22 protein-coding genes, 1 pseudogene and 1 riboswitch are annotated in these 20,040 nt (G+C 37.9%); of the genes and pseudogenes, 2 read left to right on the forward strand and 21 right to left on the reverse strand.

The window, feature by feature from the left end:
* Window positions 1-14: 14 nt before the first annotated feature.
* The 4 genes from BUB48_RS07765 to BUB48_RS07775 all read right to left on the reverse strand — a co-directional run bounded on the left by BUB48_RS07765 (window position 15) and on the right by BUB48_RS07775 (window position 3,897).
* Entirely contained in the window at window positions 15-1,517 is a 1,503-nt protein-coding gene (locus BUB48_RS07765; RefSeq protein ID WP_073025676.1) for a M1 family metallopeptidase, read from the reverse strand.
* A 102-nt stretch (window positions 1,518-1,619) separates the two neighbouring features.
* A complete protein-coding gene (locus BUB48_RS07770) occupies window positions 1,620-2,501 on the reverse strand; it encodes a YegS/Rv2252/BmrU family lipid kinase (RefSeq protein ID WP_073025677.1) in 882 nt (293 codons plus the stop codon).
* Window positions 2,502-2,509: 8 nt separating this feature from the next.
* Window positions 2,510-2,632: a hypothetical protein gene (locus BUB48_RS18820; protein ID WP_278308948.1), complete on the reverse strand. Its 123-nt coding sequence runs from the start codon at window positions 2,630-2,632 to the stop codon at window positions 2,510-2,512.
* Between the two features lie 56 nt (window positions 2,633-2,688).
* Window positions 2,689-3,897 (reverse strand): S-layer homology domain-containing protein, encoded by a 1,209-nt coding sequence (locus BUB48_RS07775; RefSeq protein WP_073025678.1) that lies wholly within the window; start codon window positions 3,895-3,897, stop codon window positions 2,689-2,691.
* A gap of 185 nt (window positions 3,898-4,082) precedes the next feature.
* Between BUB48_RS07775 and BUB48_RS07780 the strand changes: the two genes are divergently transcribed.
* Window positions 4,083-5,303 (forward strand): MFS transporter, encoded by a 1,221-nt coding sequence (locus BUB48_RS07780; RefSeq protein WP_175548383.1) that lies wholly within the window; start codon window positions 4,083-4,085, stop codon window positions 5,301-5,303.
* Here BUB48_RS07780 and BUB48_RS07785 read toward each other — a convergent pair.
* The 17 genes and pseudogenes from BUB48_RS07785 to BUB48_RS07850 form a co-directional block, all read right to left on the reverse strand.
* Complete coding sequence (locus BUB48_RS07785; RefSeq protein ID WP_073025680.1) at window positions 5,265-5,519, reverse strand: hypothetical protein; 255 nt, start codon at window positions 5,517-5,519, stop codon at window positions 5,265-5,267. The two genes, BUB48_RS07780 and BUB48_RS07785, sit on opposite strands and share 39 nt — an antisense overlap.
* Before the next feature lie 54 nt (window positions 5,520-5,573).
* The gene (locus BUB48_RS18065) at window positions 5,574-5,720 is read right to left on the reverse strand and encodes a hypothetical protein (protein ID WP_175548384.1); all 147 of its coding nucleotides are present in this window, start codon (window positions 5,718-5,720) and stop codon (window positions 5,574-5,576) included.
* An 84-nt stretch (window positions 5,721-5,804) separates the two neighbouring features.
* Complete coding sequence (locus BUB48_RS07790) at window positions 5,805-6,170, reverse strand: hypothetical protein (protein WP_073025681.1); 366 nt, start codon at window positions 6,168-6,170, stop codon at window positions 5,805-5,807.
* A 317-nt stretch (window positions 6,171-6,487) separates the two neighbouring features.
* Window positions 6,488-7,084, reverse strand: coding sequence for a hypothetical protein (locus BUB48_RS07800; protein ID WP_073025683.1), 597 nt, complete (start codon window positions 7,082-7,084; stop codon window positions 6,488-6,490).
* Window positions 7,085-7,496: 412 nt separating this feature from the next.
* Entirely contained in the window at window positions 7,497-7,625 is a 129-nt protein-coding gene (locus BUB48_RS18825) for a hypothetical protein (protein ID WP_278308949.1), read from the reverse strand.
* The gene (locus BUB48_RS07805) at window positions 7,615-7,884 is read right to left on the reverse strand and encodes a hypothetical protein (protein ID WP_073025684.1); all 270 of its coding nucleotides are present in this window, start codon (window positions 7,882-7,884) and stop codon (window positions 7,615-7,617) included. Before BUB48_RS07805 ends, BUB48_RS18825 begins: the two co-directional genes overlap by 11 nt.
* Window positions 7,853-8,020: a hypothetical protein gene (locus tag BUB48_RS18070; RefSeq protein ID WP_175548385.1), complete on the reverse strand. Its 168-nt coding sequence runs from the start codon at window positions 8,018-8,020 to the stop codon at window positions 7,853-7,855. Before BUB48_RS18070 ends, BUB48_RS07805 begins: the two co-directional genes overlap by 32 nt.
* An 8-nt stretch (window positions 8,021-8,028) precedes the next feature.
* Window positions 8,029-8,298, reverse strand: a pseudogene (locus BUB48_RS19110) (ParA family protein); the annotation flags it as partial.
* A 28-nt stretch (window positions 8,299-8,326) separates the two neighbouring features.
* A complete protein-coding gene (locus BUB48_RS07815) occupies window positions 8,327-10,558 on the reverse strand; it encodes a chemotaxis protein CheA (protein WP_073025686.1) in 2,232 nt (743 codons plus the stop codon).
* Between the two features lie 42 nt (window positions 10,559-10,600).
* A complete protein-coding gene (locus BUB48_RS07820; protein ID WP_073025687.1) occupies window positions 10,601-11,425 on the reverse strand; it encodes a CheR family methyltransferase in 825 nt (274 codons plus the stop codon).
* Window positions 11,412-11,588 (reverse strand): hypothetical protein, encoded by a 177-nt coding sequence (locus BUB48_RS18075; RefSeq protein ID WP_175548386.1) that lies wholly within the window; start codon window positions 11,586-11,588, stop codon window positions 11,412-11,414. The genes BUB48_RS07820 and BUB48_RS18075 overlap by 14 nt, the downstream gene beginning before the upstream one ends.
* A gap of 130 nt (window positions 11,589-11,718) precedes the next feature.
* A complete protein-coding gene (locus BUB48_RS07825) occupies window positions 11,719-13,179 on the reverse strand; it encodes an Hpt domain-containing protein (RefSeq protein WP_073025688.1) in 1,461 nt (486 codons plus the stop codon).
* Window positions 13,180-13,226: 47 nt separating this feature from the next.
* On the reverse strand, window positions 13,227-13,637 hold the full coding sequence (locus BUB48_RS07830) for a response regulator (protein WP_073025689.1): 411 nt from the start codon (window positions 13,635-13,637) through the stop codon (window positions 13,227-13,229).
* Between the two features lie 48 nt (window positions 13,638-13,685).
* Entirely contained in the window at window positions 13,686-14,771 is a 1,086-nt protein-coding gene (locus BUB48_RS07835; protein ID WP_073025690.1) for a protein-glutamate methylesterase/protein-glutamine glutaminase, read from the reverse strand.
* 68 nt (window positions 14,772-14,839) lie between these two features.
* On the reverse strand, window positions 14,840-16,321 hold the full coding sequence (locus tag BUB48_RS07840; RefSeq protein ID WP_073025691.1) for a chemotaxis protein CheW: 1,482 nt from the start codon (window positions 16,319-16,321) through the stop codon (window positions 14,840-14,842).
* An 18-nt stretch (window positions 16,322-16,339) separates the two neighbouring features.
* Window positions 16,340-18,286, reverse strand: a complete 1,947-nt coding sequence (locus BUB48_RS07845) for a methyl-accepting chemotaxis protein (RefSeq protein WP_073025692.1) — start codon at window positions 18,284-18,286, stop codon at window positions 16,340-16,342.
* 112 nt (window positions 18,287-18,398) lie between these two features.
* Window positions 18,399-18,647, reverse strand: a complete 249-nt coding sequence (locus BUB48_RS07850) for a hypothetical protein (protein ID WP_073025693.1) — start codon at window positions 18,645-18,647, stop codon at window positions 18,399-18,401.
* A 200-nt stretch (window positions 18,648-18,847) separates the two neighbouring features.
* Window positions 18,848-18,932, reverse strand: a riboswitch (cyclic di-GMP riboswitch).
* A gap of 226 nt (window positions 18,933-19,158) precedes the next feature.
* Between BUB48_RS07850 and BUB48_RS07855 the strand changes: the two genes are divergently transcribed.
* A complete protein-coding gene (locus BUB48_RS07855; protein WP_073025694.1) occupies window positions 19,159-19,719 on the forward strand; it encodes a tyrosine-type recombinase/integrase in 561 nt (186 codons plus the stop codon).
* Window positions 19,720-20,040: the final 321 nt, after the last annotated feature.

Below are 20,040 nucleotides of genomic sequence, written 5' to 3' on the forward strand. Positions count from 1 at the left end.
CGCAGCAAATAATTCTATTGAACATTACTGATCCAAGGCTTGAAGAATTCTGTTAAATCCTTTCCGCTTACCTCTTCACATACTTTTACAAAATCACCGGTAGTGGCAATTTTGAACTTATATTTTTCTACATAGGCTCTGACTATTTCCAAGAACATATCTTCACCAAGGGTCTCTCTTAGTTTATTAAGCATTTGGGCTCCTCGTTCATAGACAGTAGGACCATAATCATCCCAATTTTGAAACTCAGATAAAGACTTTACCACCTTCCCATCGATAACCTGAGAAGACATGGCTTCTTCAACGCTGTTTTCAATGGATCTGGTATAATAATCGCGACCTGTCTTCTTACCGTAGGTTCGTTCTATAAATATGGTTTCGGAAAATGCAGCAAAGCTTTCATCCAGCCAAGCCTCATCAACCTGATCGTTTCCCACTATTCCATAAAACCACTGATGAGCTGTTTCATGAACTACGGTTATTATGAGAGGATCGCTGGAATAGGTAGGCTTATAATACTTATCACTTATATAAACCAAGGCAGGATACTCCATTCCACTTGGGAATTCCGTCTCAACCACAGAGTAAACAGGATATGGATACTTGCCATATATCTGGCTGAAAAGCCTTATGGACTTGACACCATACTCTAAAGCTTCCTCTCCTCTTACCTTGTCTTCCTTATAATAATAAGACATTACTTTAACGCCATCAACCTCTTCTTCAATTACTGCAAAATTATTGTTAGCTACAAAGGCAAAATCCCTCAGAGCTTTTCCTTCATAGACCCGTTTTATCTTGCCATTTTCCTCTTTGATTTCCTCCACCAACTTACCGGAAGCTGCAACAATATATTCCTCGGGAGTTTTTATAGCTACCCTGTAATCTGCAGCATCACTGTAAAATGGATCACCGATAGCATAGTATTTATCCAGATTCCATCCATCTTTCTGGTCATATACCGCCGCTACAGGATACCAATTGCCTAAGTTAAAATTATTGTCTCCATAGCCGAATCTTTCACCTGCAGGAGGAATCTTTAATGCAAATTCTATTATCAGTTTCACCCTCTCATAGGGCTTCAATGATGAATCCAATTCAATTTTAAGAATTGTATCTCCTTCCCCTGATAAAAAATATTTAAGAAGTTTTTCTCCATCCGTATTCTTCTTTTTCACAGAAATAATTTCCGCATATCCCGACTCAAAACCTCTCTTGTATGCATTGTCAAAATCATCAAAAAGGAAGGGAGCAGTTTCTTTAGTCTTAAAGGCATTAGGATACACATGAAAATATAATTCCTTCATCTCAATGTTGTCATTGTTATAGTAATTAATCTCTTCCACAGCTGTCAAAGTTTTTTCATCCACATTGAGTTCTGCTTCAATGTTATAATAGCTTCTCGCTTCAATCTCATCCATCTGCAATACCGGTGCTGCTTCCTTTTGACTTAAGCAGCCGGATACTACGAATACCAATACAAGGAATAAAGGCAACAGTTTAAGCTTGGGCTTCATTGAGATCATTCCCCTCTAAAATTTAAATCAATATATATTATTCTTAAACCCCAATTATATACTATCATAATCAGAGATTATTAACTATATCCTGCAGTTACCTTATCTGGGTATAAATACTTTTACGCTTTTTTTATCCACCTTTACATCCAGAGGTAAAAAAGGCCCTCTCTCCCCATCTATATCGCTTTCAACAGTCTCATCAGAAGATATCTTCAGATTATCTGTTTGAAAATGATATATGTTAGGATCGCCTACATGCTCACCTCTTAAAACCTTTACGACAAGATTGATTATGTTGGGTATATTGGCCGCTCTTATTGCTATTACATCCAACAATCCATCATAAACAGAAGCATAGGGTGCCAGCTTGGGAAATCCCCCAGCAGAACTTCCGTTTAACACGAGAAACAGGTATAGTTCATCTTCGATTGCTTTATCATCATACTCCAGTTTCATTGATATTGGTCTAAGCTTTGGTATCTCTTCAAAACCTCTCAAATAATATGCTATCTTACCCAAGCTGTTTTTCATGCCTATATCAGTTTTATATGCTACATCGGCTAAAAGTCCTGCACTGCACACATTTACAAAATGATAGCCGTTAACCACTCCCGTATCAACTTCCAGTAATTCACCATCAGTTATTATCTCGCAACATTTGTTTACATTCCTTGGAATCCTCATATGAGCTGCAAAATCATTGGAAGTACCGAAGGGAAAAATCCCTATAGGCAAATCAATATCATTTCTCTTCATGGCATTAATAAGGTTGTTTATTGAACCATCTCCCCCTGATATGGCAACAGCTGAATATTTTTCGTCTATATCACACAATGCATTATCCATATCATCTGGTCCCATAAGCCTGTAGGGAGATACCATATATCCTGACTTTTGGAAATTCTTTATAACCGTATCCAATCTATTCTTAAATTTTGCATCACCAGCTACCGGATTGTAGATAAACCTTATCCTCTTCATATAAGTCGTTACCTTCCTTTTCTCTTTTCTGACTGATTTCTACTTACTACTTCAATTATATTCCTATTATTTTTATTGGCAATATGATAAGAATAGCTTCCTATTGAAAAATTCATACCTTCTATACACAAAAAAGAAAACCTCCCTGTTAATTATTACAGAGAAGTCTTCATTTTATTCCATAGTATTATAGTTTACCGTTTGTGAAAGCCTGTATGGCATCATACTTAGCCCTGGCAAAAGAAATCAGCCTTTTTGCTGCAATAAGTGACTGTTCCACTGTTATATTACCTTCAGGCAAGAACATGTCGTTTCCAACACCACCCATTACAACCTTACCGCTAACAGGATCAGTCAGTCCGGAAATAAAATTGATGCCTTCCTCTTCCCAGCTTTTGAACTTGTCTCTGTCTGCAAAGTATGCAGGAGAGCTTATAATGGGCTTGGTAATACCATATTGAGTATGGCATTGTGTATATAAACGGTCTAGCATTGCCGCTGCCTGTCCCCTTGTAAGCAATCCATCAGGAGAGAATGTGGTATCTGAAGTACCGTTTATGATATTTTTCATACGGGCTATCTGTATTATCAGGTCATTATCCGTATCAGTAAATTCTGTGCCAAAACCATATGTAACAAAATGTGAAGTCAAATCATCAAAAGTAAAATTGAATGATTGCATTGCACCTACCATGATATACGCAAATTCTTTTCTTGTAATCTGTCGCTGATAATTACCCTCATTATATATGCTTATAGGGACAATAGACATGGCAAAGGCTTCGTTGACCTCATCCTTAGCCCATTGATGGATTATTGCATCTTCAGGTAATACTGTTGCTGAAGTAAAATATGAATCTCTGTTCATATCCATGTCCTCTGGTATTGTGGGTTGGGCAGGCTTAGAAGCAACAGGCACAACCTTTGGAGATTCATCATATGAACCATTACCGATTTCAATGGAAATTCCATCAGCTTCACCATAATCTCCATAGTTTATTGCAAAACTCAGGTCATATTTGCCCTCTGTAAGCATCACTATATTTGTCTGAAGCATGCCATATGAATCAGGAACATAATCAGTGGATATAAAATAGTTTTCTGAGTAATCACATTCGCCATTAACATACTTATATAGAAAGGCAAAATCATATGATCCTACCAACTGAACCTGAACTGGTCCGGTAAAAACAACTGTCTTTAGCCTTTCACCTTCATACTTTAAGTCGAAAGCGCTATTACCCATAAACACCACTTTGTACAAATCATTTTCCCATGTTACTGAGTTTGTAACTGCATCATAAGATCGTTTTACGAAATAGTCGTCGCCATATACCAATAGGCCTGTAGAAAATAACACAATAATTAGGATTAATGGAATAAATAATTTTTTCATAATACCCTCCTAAAAAATGATATAAAATATTATAGCACAATTTTACCAATATCGACATATTTCGATGCATAGTTGTTTAAAATTTCTTAAATAGTTGATATGCAAAAGATTCATATTATAGCAGGAATAATGCTTATAAAATAGAATATATAAACCATATGTTTTTCAACACAGGAGGAAAAACAGTGGCAAAAAAATTATCAGCATACAGGATTTATTTAATATATGCAGGTGTTACAGCATTCTTATTTGATTTTGTTTTTACAGTAAACCAGTTATATCGTATAGAGGTAGCAGGCCTTGATGCCATGCAGCTGGTGCTTGTGGGAACAGCCCTGGAACTGTCATGCTTTTTATTTGAGGTGCCTACAGGCTTATTAGCTGATATCAAGAGTCGAAAGTTATCCGTAATCATAGGTTTAATATTGATTGGTCTTGGATTTCTCGCCGAGAGTCTCGTTACTGATTTCTGGGCTATATTGCTTTGCCAAATTATCTGGGGATTTGGCTACACATTTACCAGCGGTGCTGATGAAGCCTGGATTGCTGATAAATTGGGTGGTAAAAACCTGGAACAATTATTTTTAAAAGGAGCTCAAATTGGACAAATAGGTGCTCTTTTGGCAATAATAGCAAGCACCATTATGGGAACAATAATGATCAGCCTGCCCATGGCTATAGGAGGTATTTCATTTATACTATTGGGATTATTTTTAATCGCATTCATGCCTGAAACCGCTTTTCATAAAACACCTTTAGAAGATAGGAATTCCTTTCAGCAGATGTTTCATACACTAGATGTAGGCTTTCAATATATTAGAAAAAGCCCCTTTTTAATTGTTATGCTGATGATATGTCTTTTTTACGGCTTGTATAGTGAGGGCTTGGACCGTCTATGGATCGCCCATATGCTTGATAATAGGACACTGCCCTCAATTGATATGAAACCTGTAATCTGGGTTGGCGTGATAAAAGGCTTATCCATGATAATAAGTATTTGCGCTGTGGAATACATAAAAAGAGTCTTAAGAAAGACGGGAAAATTGCAAAAGGCATGGCTTCTGATACTCATCAATTTTATGATGGTGGCAACCATCATAGCCTTCGGCCTGGCAAGGAATTTTGTAATGGCCTTTTCTGCATACATGTCTTTCTATATCATAAGAACAATAAACGACCCCATATATAGGGCCTGGCTTAACGAAAACATTGATTCAAAGGCAAGGGCGACGGTTTTATCTGCCTATACACAGATTGATTCCTTTGGGCAAATATTGAGCGGTCCCTTAATCGGCTTTATTGCCTACAAGACTAATACTGCAATGTCAATCATTGCCTCAGGTTTGATACTTTCTCCTGTTGTGGCATTATATTTCTACTTGCTTAGGATCGGCCTTCATACTTAAACCAAAAATTGATTTCCGTTCCGTTATGTCCCATTGCAAATCTTCATTGACATACTCGGCTTCACAATATTCATCGCCTGTGTGTGTAATCATCTTGTCCCAATCGGGATTATATTTCCAATCCTTTGTACTATCAATGGACCAGTCAATTTGAACGCAATACCTGATATAGTCCAAGCCATATTTCTCTCTTATGGTACTTCCCTCGTCAATCATAGCTGACAATTCCGGACTTTTGTTAAATGAAACAATAATATAACTGCCGTGGTCTTACGGAGCCTGATTCACCACGACATTGGTGGGTGCTTCCAGCTTTGTTGTAAATGGCTCTGCTGCCTGCACTGTCATAGGCAACAGTGCCATACATATCATAAATCCCATCAATATATTTTTATCATTGTCCGTAGTTAAAGCCATGAAAGAACCTTCCTTGTCACTGAGTTTATTTTCCATGACCTTTGGAAATTTTTTCTCAGCAAGTTTTATATATTCCTGATAAACCTATTTCGTTAAACCGGTTACAGAATAACTGTAAGCAAAGTCTCTCCCCAGAGTTTTTGTCAAGTCCATCTCCATAAAAACTGTCGTGCCTTCCGGCTGCGGCATACCACCCATTTTTTCAGCATCCCAGACTATGGTGCCTCCTGTTCTGGCAATTGCTTCAGTGCCCTCTTCAACAAAATCTGTATCAGCAATTATCTCCTGTGTTTCCCATTCTGTAAAATCAGAGTTGCCATTATTGACGGTTCCTTTGCTCTGCTCCACTGCTGCTTTGTCATCGTTATTAACTGCTAGGGCAGGACTACCGCAGCCTGCAAGAGATAAAACCAAGCAAATGATTGTTGCTATTGTTAATAAACGCTTCATAATTGCCCTCCCTGTTCATAAAATGCTTTTAATACGGTTCTCTGGTTAATGGTTTTTATAATAATAGTTAATTCTTAAATATTGACTTTCTATGAAATATGAACATAAAAGGTCAAAATCATCGCCAGCTCCATCCAGAAGGAGATCGCCTGAACTCATATATGCACCCCGTTCGGATATCCTCAAATCCTTAAGCTTTGAGAAATAGGCTTCAGCTTCCTCTTTGCTCATATATATTTTTATTTCAATATCTCCATCTTCATCTCTCCAATCATAAACATTGTTTACCAGATGGAATGCCCTGGGTGTATTAGGAACTAATTCATCTGGCCATGGGATTTGATTGCGATTTTCATCGGTACCGTCTCTAAGCCTCCCCCTGATGCTTCATAACTTCCCTGAAGTCCATCGATTCCTTTGATAGTCGGATTGATGATCACACCGCCCTTCATTTCCGGTAATAGCAGTGACATGGAGTCATGTTGCACAAGAGGTGCCAAGGAGGCTTCATCTTTGCTGCCGTAAGCAGAATATCTTTTCATGTCAAAAGGCTCAATTTCGAAGCTCAGATTATTTGCAGAAATATCTATATCAAATCCTCTGCTTAACTTGATTAATACCTTTGCCAAAGGAGAAATATCCAAATGACTGCCAATATAGGCCGCTCCCTCATAGGTTCCATGGATATTATCTCCACCCTTTTTTTGGGCGATAAGCACCAGGGTCTGATTTACTGTTATATCGCCGTCTTTTACAGGGATGGTCTGATCCACTTTAATAGTCCAGTTCCGTTCAAGAGCTTTGCCACTTTCCTCAGAACTTCCAGGGCCTAATCCTTCTGGTGAACAGCCGCTCAACACAGTCTGAAGCATCAGTACAAGCAGCGCAATGGTCACAATTCCTTTTATTTTCATCTCTCCTCTCCCTTTCTTTGTTCTTTTCCACAAAAATATGTGCTAGTCACCAAATTGCACTTGCCAGGCACATATTATGGCAATTTTTTATTATATTAACATAGCCCAAAAGCATTTAATTTTTCAAAAGTGCCATTTACTTTTCTCAAAGTGCTATTTTTTGTGCAAAAAAATACTGCCCACGGAATCAGTGAACAGTGTAGAATCCTAACTTTATTTTTGCCCATCTCTTTGGGGATATATGCACTTCGCCGCCGCTTGGATATAGTAATATTCCATTTCTATTGTAATGCATCATAAGAAAATTCTACTTATAACCATAATATACATGGCTGCCAATGTATGTAAATATATGCAAGCCTTATTGCTATCAGCCATTATTCCAAAAACAGTCCATGTCATCCATTTTGGCTCAATGCAGAAAACCTCTTATATCCTCCAAACAGATGATCTTGCTGAGTTCCAACATCATTACCAGCCTTTTCCCGTTGTCCAAATTAAAAATCCCTTTGACAAACTCCTCATTAGAACTATTTCCCATATGGTTCCTCTCTTTGAATAATTTCTTCTCCATCCTCTTCTCTTTCTAAATCCGTAAAATCCTCTAAAAATGTTGCTTGTTGATTTTGAGCTATATCAACATTTCCTGATTTTATTATTTTCTCAGCATGAAGAACCATGACAAGCCTTTTTCCATCATTAAGTACAAGGATACCATTTATAGCTCCCCCGTCTGGCTTCTTTCCATAAACATCAGCAACAATGATTCTACTGCTGTCCCCAAGCTCCCCATGGGCCATACCAAACAACTTTCTGCTGTCTATGACAGGCAGCTAAATGCAAAACCTCATCATTGTTTTTGCTTCGTTGAGGTTCGCAGTCAACAATCACATAATTATAGCCCAACTGCTCCAGACCGTTGGGCTTATAATTCAAAAACCAGCTTATATCAGTCTCTTCGTATAGCTCACCATTGATACGGTCGATGTGTTTACAGGCAACAAATCCAAATTGTCTCTCGTATTAATTATACATTCAGAAATGCTAACAGAATCTTGACCCATAAGGATATGGTAAAGTCTCTTGCTATAATCCTCTGAAGAAAATCCCAGAAAAAGGCTGGCATCATTTTGTCCATCCATATCTATAAGCAATACTTTTTTCCCTTTGATGGCAAGACCATGGGCAATATAAACAGCTATGATGCTTTTGCCTACCCCTTCCTTTCAAACGGTAATGACTTTATTTTTCCACAAGCTGCAATACATCAACAGGATTTATAATCAAAACCACTTGTCCGTTTCCCAGAAGGGTTGAGCCGGATATCCCAGGAATGGCGGCCAAATGACCTTCCAATGTTTTCACCACAAACTCCTGTTCATTTTTAAGTTTGTCCACAACAATTGCAAAATTTTCAACACCATTGGATAAAATCACAGCATTCAATTCTTCCTTTTCAGTATCTCTATCACCAATCAGAAAAATCTTGCTGAGCCATTCAACTCTGATTACATTTCCTCTTAAATATACAAAACACTTCCCGTTATATTTATGAATGCTGTTTTTATTTATCTTGACTGTTTCGACTATATACTCCAGAGGGATAATATAGGTTTCTCCCGATACTTCCACAATCAAACCCCGGGAAACTGCCAGCGAAAGAGGTAATTGAACAATCATTTTTGTGCCTTCATCTACTTTGCTTTCAATCATTATGTTTCCGCTAATTTTTGCTATATTGCTTTTAACTATATCCATTCCAACTCCGCGGCCGGATATCTCAGTAATCTGTTTTGCAGTGCTGAAACCCGGAAGAAAAATAAGATTTAGCAATTGATCATGGCTCATCCTTTCTGCGTCTACAAGGGTAATGAATCCTTTTTCAATGGCTTTTTCCTTCAATTTCTCAGCATCAATTCCCTTTCCGTCATCTTCTATTTCAATAAATACATGCTTGTTCTTGTTATAGGCTCTCAACACAATTCTTCCTGTCTCCGGTTTTCCCTTTGACAGGCGTTCTTCCGGAGGTTCAATACCATGATCCGCAGCATTGCGTATCAAATGCACCAGGGGATCGCTTATCTGCTCGATAATTGTCTTATCAATCTCTGTATTTTCACCCTCCATATACAGTTCCATTTTCTTTCCAGTGCTCTGGGCAATATCCCGTACAACCCTGGGCATTCTTTGAAATATTGTTTTGATTTCTACCATTCTTATAGACATGATGGCATTCTGGAGTTCATCTGATATCTTATTTACATATGCTCCTACTTGCTTTACTTCCTTTGCCATCTCAGGCAGATCATACTCCACGTTCAATTTTGTTGAGATGTGCATAAATGAATTTTTGGCAATTAGGAGCTCTGAAATCATGTTCATCATTATGTCAATCTTTTCTTGATTTACCCGGATACTCTGGGTCCCGTTGGTTTTGGATTTCACGTCATCAGTTTTGCCCAATTGCTGCTGATTAGTCATTGGAACCTTCTGCATCATATCTCCCGATGATGACTGGATTCTTGATATATGTTCCCTTATTCCATCAAACACGCTATTATTATCAAAATCAATGGATTCTTCAGAAGCAATAGAATTCATCAAGGACTTCAGGTAATCCATTACCGAAAAGCTTAAATCAACAAGTTTACTTTCAAACTTGCATCTTCTGTCTCTTATCAAGGCCAACAGATTTTCAAAAGCATGCACAACTTCTGAAAACTTCTTTAAGCTGGTATGCAGCGGATTTTCAGCAGATATGGTTGCAAGATATATTCCTGTTCCTCCTTTAATGCTATGAACAGCCCTAAATATTTCATCGGCGGCCTCCTTATCTTCACTGTTTGCATCAAGCCGCATTAGCAAATCATTCTCAATCCTATCAATATGCTCTGCATTTTCAAGAAGAAACTGCTCCCTGAGTCCTTCCGCCAGATCCTTCTTAAATTTCTCCGACTGTAAAACGTCCAAATCTGACTCTTCCAAAGCTTTCTTTATAAACTTGCTGTTTTCCCCATCACTGACTTTACAATTCTCATATGCCTGTTTCAAGTTTTCAAGCATCTGTTCTTCCTTTTGTACATTATCAAACTCCAGATACTTGAGATCGTTTTCATCAGAAGAAATCCATTGTATTAATTTTTCATCAAGGTCTTTTATATAGCCATTTATGAAATCCACGAACATAAGAAGACTGTCAATCAGCCCTGTATCTACAGTTGCCCTCCCATTCCCTATGGCATCCAGCATAAATTCTATTTCATTACATAATCTTGTAATACCCCATAACCCTGTAAAGGAAGAACCCATCTTAATTCTATGAACCCTTCTTAAAATATAACTTTGCAATTCACTGTCTTTAGTATTTGCTTCAAGCTTCAGTATTTCCTTCTCAAGCCCTTCAAGGCATTCTTTACATTCATTGACAAACATTTTTACTACATCAATATCTTCTATATAGATCCTGCCGTACATATTGCTCTCTCCTTAGAATTAAAGGAGCAATGCCCTCCTCTCTCATTCTGGCCTTGAGTATACTATAGTATCTCCTATTCTTTGAACCTTGTAGGCAGATGAGATCCTCCCTACGGATTCTGAATGTCCTAGAAAAATAAATCCTCCCGGATTTAAGGTCTCGTAAAAGCTGGATAAAACACTTTTTCTTGATTCATCATCGAAATATATTAAGCAATTCCTGCAAAATATGAAATCATATCCCCTAATATTACTCATTTCCTTTTCATCCATCAGATTGATTCGTTTAAAAGTCACAGATTTTCTTACATTGTGATTGACAAGGTATTTGTTATTGAGCCTTGTAAAGTACTTATCCAAATATTCAAGAGGCACATCTCTTACGGCCCTACTTTCATAGAGTCCGATTCTAGCAGCCTCCAATACTTTTGTATTTATGTCGGAAGCAAGTATTTCAATTTCCCACTCCTGAGGCTTTTCAAGCATTTCCTGAAGAATGATGGACAATGTATAAGGTTCTTCTCCTGTGGAACAAGCTGCGCTCCATATTTTTATTTTTCTACTATCACCTTTTTGTCTAACGAAAATAGGCAGTACATCTTCTGCAAAATTGCGCAACTGAGGAAAATCTCTAAAAAAATATGTCTCGTTCACTGTTAACTCATTTATCAACTTGTCAAACTCAGAAGTATCATTTGAAAATTTCAACATCATGTAATACTGGTTTAAACTTTCCATATCAAGCAACTCTGCACATCTTTCTATCCTTTTTTCCACATAATACTTCTTGCTTGGTTCATAATATATTCCTGTTTTTTTATAAATCAGTCTTGCAAACTTATCGAATAATTCATCAGATAATATCATCTTCCCACCTCTTTATCGCCCATAGCTTCTTAGCAGCTTCTCTCACTTCTTTTTCTCGCTTCTCCAGCACTCTTTGCAGCATATTGGCTGCTTTGCTGTCATTCAAAAAACCCAATGCATGAGCGGCAGCTTTCTTGTGAGGGTATCGCTGCTGCAAGGGCATATTTTGAAATGCTCATGACATTATAACTGCTGAATCTATGTTAATTGTACGCAATGGTACTCACCCTCACATCTGTTGATGGCTTTTCGGTTATCAGCCTTTTTATGTCTGTTCATTCAATAGGCTTAGATTATTTATATTGCACGTCTTTTATCTTATTCATGATTCTATGGAAAGAATCTTGTGAATAAAGCACCCCTAATATGGCATCAAGTTCGGTTTTAAACAGATGAAATTCCTCAAGAGGTTTTATAGAATCAAAAATATTAATGATCTTTCTGGCATCATATCCATCTACAATGACTCCTGTTTCTATGCCATGGAACTCCATCTGTCTTTTCATTTCAATGAGAGCCTTAACTTCAGTTTCACCCAATATATCCAATGAGCTCAAATCAATAAGAATAATTAGGGTTGATGCCTTATCAACCATATCCATAAAATTCCTAAGTCTATTGACAAAATCCGTTTTTTTCGCTTTAAAAACTCTAAATAAATGCTTTCCTTTTGTATAGTTGTAAGCTCTTTCCGTCAGCTCTACCATTTGTGTTCGAATATTGGAACAAAAGTCTTCTTCAGCATTCCATTGGTCGTCACACATTTTTAGGATATGTAAAAATAATTCATTGAAATCTCTTATAAATGTGCTTATTTTATTTTTATCCTTCATTCTGCCACAGGCATTGGCAGCTTCCAGGTATAAAGATTCTATTGTAGAAAGTTCTTCCTTACTTATATTAAGCTCTTTGGATTCATTAAAAAGCATATTATATAGTTTCATAAAGACTCTTAGAATAATGATATAAGAAATATCATCTCCATTGCTGAAGCAATAATCATTTTCCTCCAGTTTGCTTCTGGATAAATCTACAATGTTTATCCTTTCTACATAAGACAGGGCAAAATAGGTATATAACTCAGCTTCCTCAATGTCTGTACATAGTATTATGTCAAAAGTTCTAATTTCATTATCCCTTGATAACTCGGAAAAGTAACTGTCTCCTATGCTGGAATACACAAGATTCCCAATTTCCCCAATGGTCTTTAAGATCATCATGAATACAGGAGATACCATGGGTGCATCCTCTTCTATAAAGAAGGTTATATAAAATCTGTTTTTACCTTTAGGTTTTTTATTCAAAAGGGAAGAAACTATTCCCTTGGCAGACTCTTCAGTAGCATTTTTTTCCCCGCCCTTTTTATTAGCTCTTATAAAAGCTTCGATCATTTCCTTAATTCTTGTAGCATCATTGATAAAATCATCCATCATCTCCTGAGAGCCCTGTTCTTTTTTATGTTGGAGCATCTTTTTAACCATATCCAAGCCTTTGAAGCATAAAGACACTATGCTTTGATCAAACAGTATGGAATTGTTCCTTGCACCATCAAGCATGTCCTCGATTTTGTGCATAATGTCTCCAATATCCTCATATCCCACCATCTGTGAAGAACCTTTGATTGTATGAGCTATTCTGAACAACTCATTGACATCAGTGGAGGAATATTCCATCTCAAGCCGGATAAGGCATTCTTCCGCCTTTTGAAGCATATCTTCTGTTTCTTCCATATAGTACTGGATCATGGCATCCATCAATATCACCGCCTAATATCATGTAATATCAATCCTTTATAGATTGGCTATTTCACTATCTCAATAATGGATTTTCTCCACCGTTCCAGCTTCTGAACAGAATAATCAATCACCCCTATAACATGATCCATGCTTCTAAAAGGCTTCAGGATATAATCATTAGCACCATATTCAAGAGAATTCAATATTTTTTCCATGGTAGAATGCCCTGACATCATGATCACCTGAGTTAAAGCATCGTATCTTTTTATCTCTTTTAAGAGCTCAATACCATTCATCTCATGGAAATCTGTATCCACCAATACAATGTGATATTTGTCTTTTTTAACTTTTTCAAAAGCTTCCATGGCACTTTGAGTAGTTTCAACAACATAGGTTTCCTGTTCCAAAAGTTTTTTAATGTCATATAATATATTTTCATCTTCGTCAACTATCAAAACCTTATATTTATATTTCATTAGAAACCTCCATACGATTTAAAAATACATAGCATTAAACTTGTTGCCCTAAACTCTTCTAACAGCTTTAATTATCTCATCAGCTATCCTGTATGATGGCACCACAATCTCAGCGCCTCCTCTTTCTATGGCTTCCCTAGGCATGCCAAAAACCACTGCTGTGGATTCATCCTCAGCTATTGTGATACCTCCGGCCTTTCTTATCTTTACCATGGCATCTGCTCCATCGTCACCCATTCCGGTCATAAGCACGCCTATCACATTCTTGCCACCAAAAGTATCCAATACAGCTTCCATGGTCACATTGACAGAAGGCATAAAAACTGTTTTAGGAGTGGTTGGCAATCTGATGGTCCCATTTTCTCCTCTCACCACCAACTGGTATCCTCCAGGAGCAACATATCCTATACCGTTACGAAGCACATCACCGGCCTTGGCTTCCCTTATGGGTATCCGACAGGCAGCATCCAACCTTTTTGCAAATGAAGATGTAAAATAAGGAGGCATGTGCTGTATGATAATTATGGCAGCCTGAAGATCCTGAGGCAGCATTGGCAAAACCTCCATTAACGTACTTGGACCGCCGGTAGAAATACCTATTACAACAACCTTTGATAATTCATTGTTCATTGCGAAATCCTGTTTTTTCATAGATTCTGTCTTCTTTTGCCCAGACAAGTTATTGGATCTTTGCATTCGATAGTTGATACTCTTCCTATTTGCACTCTTATAAGCCAGCTTTACTTTTTCTATTAACTCCCTGCCAACTATGTAAATATCGGAAGATACGGTGCCCGACGGCTTTGCAACATAATCAAAAGCCCCTAGCTCCAAAGCCTCAAAAGTAGTCAAGGCCCCTTCCTCAGTCAGCGAGCTGACCATCAAAACAGGCATTTCCGGATAATCACTCAGTATGTATTGCATTGATGTCAATCCGTCCATAACAGGCATATTGATGTCCATAGTAACCACATCTGGCTTCAAATCATGCACTTTTTCAATGGCATCCTGACCGTTCCTCGCTGTTCCTACTACTTCAATACTCGGGTCCGTCATCATTATCTCTTTTAAAGCCTTTCTCATAAGAGCTGAATCATCCACAATCAATACTTTTATTTTGTCTGTCAAAGTCATCACCTGTTAATTTATAATAAATCTGGCATTCTCCTAAGCAGAAATATATTAAGGCTTGGGAATAATACCTATTTAATTATAAAATTCAGCACCTTGCTGATATCCAAAATTAATATCATTCTTTTTCCCTCATTTAGTTTCCCCACGCCTTCCACATAATCGGTATCAACACCGTTGCTCAATGAATCAGGCGGTGCTTCTATAAGAGTTTTTTCAAATGTAAGCACTTCTGAAACCGAATCTACTACAATTCCGGTCCTTTTCCCATTGAAATCAATGATGATAATTCTAGTAGCATCAGTTATCTGTTTCTCCGGGAGATTGAAAAATTTTCTAAGATTCAGCGCGGGGATCACATTTCCTCTTAAGTTTACAATTCCCTCAATATAGTAAGGAGCCCTAGGTATTTTAGTAACCTCCGTCATTCTGTTTATTTCCTGAACATTGGCTATCTTAACTCCATACTCCACCGAATCTATTTTAAAGGTTACCAACTGCTCTTCATCAACCATCTGTCTTCCTGTTCTTTTCTCATCTTCATCCTGTTCATAAATACCATCTGTAGCCTTGATTCCGCTGATTTCATCTAGTGAAATCAATTTAGATGGTTCAAGCATTAGAATCATACGTTTGCCATCATTTAGCTTGGCTACTCCTTTCAGTTGTTCCTCACTTTGTGTTGAGAATTTTGGCGGAGGTTGAATGATGCTTTTTGGCACTCTCAAAACCTCTAAAACCTTGTCCACCATGATTCCAGCAGTAAAATTTCCCATGTCCACTACAAGTATTCTGGTATAATCATTAATATCCATGTGTTCCATCCCAAAATATGTCCTCAAGTTTATAATGGGAAGTAGGTTATTGCGTATGGAAACTACCCCCTCTATGTAGTCTTCACAGTTTGGAACCTTCACGATTTGAGGTGTACGGATAATTTCTTTAACCTGCATGATTCCAATGGCATATTCTTCTTCATCCAATAGGAATGAAACCAATTGCTCTTCATCGATGGACTCGGTACCGGTACTATACAGCATTGCACCAGTATTATGCAGACTTTCATCTTGTCCTCTTATCCTGCCTTCTCCATCATTATCAACTCTCAAGGCTCTTACAACATCCAGCAGCATTACAAGCCTGTTTCCGCTATCCAGCTTCACAACGCCTTTTAAGTAATCTGAATCCACATTTCTTACAATCTGCGGCGTATCCTCTATATCCGCCATACTTACCCTCATTACTTCTGATACCTTATCCACAATCATACCTGTTGCTTTACCGTCAACGTCAATTACAAGGACTCTGCTGTTTTCGTCTTTTGCCTTCCTCTCCATATTAAACCATATTCTCCCATCGATAATGGGAAGGACATTGCCTCTTAGATTGCATGCTCCTTCTACATAGCAGGGTGCATTAGGCACTCTTGTGATGTCAGGAACCCTGATGATCTCCTTCACATTCATGATATCAATCCCGAACTCATCCTCTCCAAGCAGGAAGGTAACTAGCTGGCGTTCGGTAAAGCTGGCATTGTTTATACCAGTAGCCATTACTATCCCCTCCATTCTTTACATATTCTGAAGTTCATCAGCCAATCCTGATATCTCTTCAATAGCTTCAGCAAGTTCCTGCATACCCTTTGCCTGTTGATTTGCAGCAGCTGCTGCCTGTTCAGCTCCACTGCTGGCTTCCTGGGCAGCAGTAGCAATCTGGTCTACACCTTTCTTTGCCTGCTCCAGAGCCACCAGGGATTCTTCTGAACCCTTCAGAATTTCTCTTGCTCCTTCAAGTATCCTTATCATGCTCTCTTCTATAACATTGAGATTGTGGGTGGTCTTCCTTGCCTTTTCTACTTCTGCTAAAGAAGTTTTGCTGGAAAGGTCAATATCCGCTGCAACCCTTTGAATCTGGTTTTGTATGCCTCTTACAAGATCCTTGATCTTGTCTGTGTTTTCTGCAGACTCATTGGCCAAAGCTCTTATATCACCTGCAACTACAGAGAAACCTCTACCGAATTCTCCTGCCCTTGCTGCTTCAATGGAACCGTTTACAGCCAACATATTTGTTTGAATAGATACGTTTACTATTGCATCAACAATTTTATCAATCCTTCTGGTGGTTTCCTCCAGGTTCTTTATATTCTTAGCTGACACCATGCTGGATTCTGCAGAAGCGGAAATACCTGCAATCAAATTATCAACAGCTATCTTGTTTGCTTCCAGAAGATTCTGCAGCTCCTCTATCTTATCCGCTGAGAATTTTGCTCTTTCACTCATTTGCTTCGCAGCAACAGCAAGTCTTTCAGCCAATTTTGCAGCATTGTCGGTAAGCTCAGCCTGAGCCTGGGCACCGGAGGCTATCTGCTGCATGGCTTTCAATATCTCGTTTGCAGTGGAGTTGGCCTCTTCCACATTGGCCGACAATTCCTCAGCGGCAGCTGCAAGAGATTCAGATGATTTTTGTGCATCGGTAGATACTTTTAAATCTTCTGCCATCTGTGCCAAATCCGCAGCACCAGCATTCAATTCATTGAAGGCTCTGTTTTGCATCTGGATTGACTTTTCCACTTCCTCTGCAGCACTGCTTTGTTGATCTGCAGCCACTGCAACCTGTTCAGCCAACACCAGGAACTCACCTGCTCCTTTATTTGCATCCACTGCATTCTGTGATATCTCTGCAACACCATCTCTCACAGTAATAATCTCTTCATTTATTTTTACAAGATCAGCAGTGGTTTTCTTTGCCTTTTCCACTTCTTCATTGGCTGCTTTACCGGCATTTTGGATGTCAGCTACAACAATTTTTACATTGTTTTGTATCTCATTTACTAGTTCTGTAATGTTTCTAGCCGATTTTTCCGAGATCTCCGCAAGGTTTCTCACTTCATCAGCTACCACAGCAAATCCTTTTCCATGCTCACCGGCCCTGGCAGCTTCTATAGCCGCATTGAGAGCAAGCAGGTTGGTCTGATCCGCAATTCTCACCACAGCCTGCACTATTTCTCCTATCTCATTGGATTGGTTTTCCAGTTCTCCCACCAACTTAACAGATTCCAGGTTGGTTTCAGCAGATTCCTTAATTCCCTTAATCATCATTTCAATATCATTTGAAGTATTTTCTATTAACTCCTTTGCAATATTAACCCTCTCCAGGGATTCCTTTGCATTCTTTTCAGCTACAACAGAAGCCTTGTCTATCTGGTTTATGGCAGCCCTTGACTCTTCCGCTGCAGAAGATGCTTCGTTGGCACCTCTGGCAATCTGGGCCATCGTTGCACCAAGTTCTTCTGCTGCACTGCTTGCTTCCTCGATGCCGGAGGCAAGCTGTTCTGTTGCAACGGCTATTCTTTCAGCCAACTGCTGCTGTTTTGCCAATGTTCTGGCTTTCACTTTATCTTGGGCATGTTTTCTGGCAAGTTCCCTTTTTTTCTCCATTTCATCTGTTATTGAAATTGATCCTTGTGATATCCCCTTCTCCATTCCACTGTTTGAAGGTTTTGCAAGTTTCTTCTCCATAACCTTTTATCCTCCTAATCTTAAAATTGTTAATTCCAAGGATTTATTTGATAGAATGTACAACAGTCAGAAGCATTTCTTTTTCCCTGATTCATCGTACATTCTGACTTAATTAAGTTGCATCATTTACTGTCATGTCACCGGGATTAAAAATTATGTAGTACATATTGACACCGTCAACAGTTGGTTCATTTCCTATATAACCGTCACGATACAAAAAAGATATTTTTTGTCGAAGTTCTTCAATATTGCACTTTATGTTTCTTTGAATCAAGGACTTGTGAATTTCTGCCAATGTGTTAACTTCAGATTCACAGGTTTTTATGTATCCCAAAAGCTCTTCATCTGTTAATTGAAGCATGTTTCCGCCACTCCTTTGTTTAATCATGATTATTTGTGCATATTGGCCTTTTTAAATCTATTAAGTAATTTATAACTACTTCCGTTTTGTGAAGTTTAGCAATAAATCCTTTTGTCTCATGTGGAAAACTACAGCCAATTCATTAACAACAAAAGCTATGACAAGTCTGCCATAGCTTTAAATCATAAATCTCAATACATCCTGGCAACCCGACTATCATAGTGATTTCACCTTAGACTCGTAGCTTTGCGTCCTTATTTTTCAATAAGTTTGCCTTTTACATAAGGTTCTATTGAATTTTGTCATAGGACTCAAATCCTATTTTGATACTCTGTTCCTAAATACTATGCAACAATTTACCTAAAATGTTGCTTTATCAAAAGCTTATAAGTCAGATATATCAAGGCTTCATCAATGCACCATATGAATGGCGATTTAAAGTTGACATAAAATGCAATGTATTATATTATCAAGAAAATATATATTTTGTTGCATTAGGGAGTGATATTTTATGACAGTAGAACCAATTAGAGACAAGGCAAAAATCAAACAAATGTATCAACTTCTAAAGGTAAAAGATGAGAAATATGCATTGCTTTTTAAGTTTGGACTTAACACCGGACTGAGAATCAGTGACATTATCCCATTAAAGGTAAAGGATATAATGACCCCAAATATGCAATTCCAGGATTACTTAATATTAAAGGAAAAGAAAACGGGAAAGGTGAAAAAAATAAAGATAAATGATGCTTTGAAGAAGCTAATCAAAGAATATGTCAGAGATACGGGACTATCTTATGAGAGTTACTTGTTTCCAAGCAAAAAGGGAGGTTATATTGGTAGAATTCAAGCCTACAGGGTTTTAAAGGAATGCGCCGATATGTTGGGGATACAGAATTTTGGCACCCACAGTCTGAGAAAAACATGGGGGTATTGGACCTACAAAATGTCTTTGTATAATATCGGCCTGATAATGGACACCTTCAACCATAGTTCTCAAAGTATTACTCTGAGATACATTGGAGTGAACCAGGATCAGAAGGATGAGCTTTATTCCTTGGTACAGCTTTAACTTTTTATATATGCTATAAGAATAAAAATTATTCAAAATTTATAGAGGAGAATGTATATTTATGTCGAATACAGTTCAAAGCAACATTTTAGGTAAATTGTTGCATGCATTAGATTAATTTGGAATAATAAATATTTATCCTATAGATTTAAAAAAGTGAATTATTAGAGTTGTAGAGTTTTAGATTTATCTGCTTTGCAGCTCTTCTACATTTACTTTGTGCCTCTCCTCATCAATAACTCCCAAAGTTACTGTTTTATCTAAAACCTTGCTTTAGCCCCTGAAAACATTCAGACCTAATGTCTACAGCCATGGGGAAAA

It is taken from the genome of Lutispora thermophila DSM 19022, from assembly GCF_900142105.1.
GTDB classification, from domain to species: domain Bacteria; phylum Bacillota; class Clostridia; order Lutisporales; family Lutisporaceae; genus Lutispora; species Lutispora thermophila.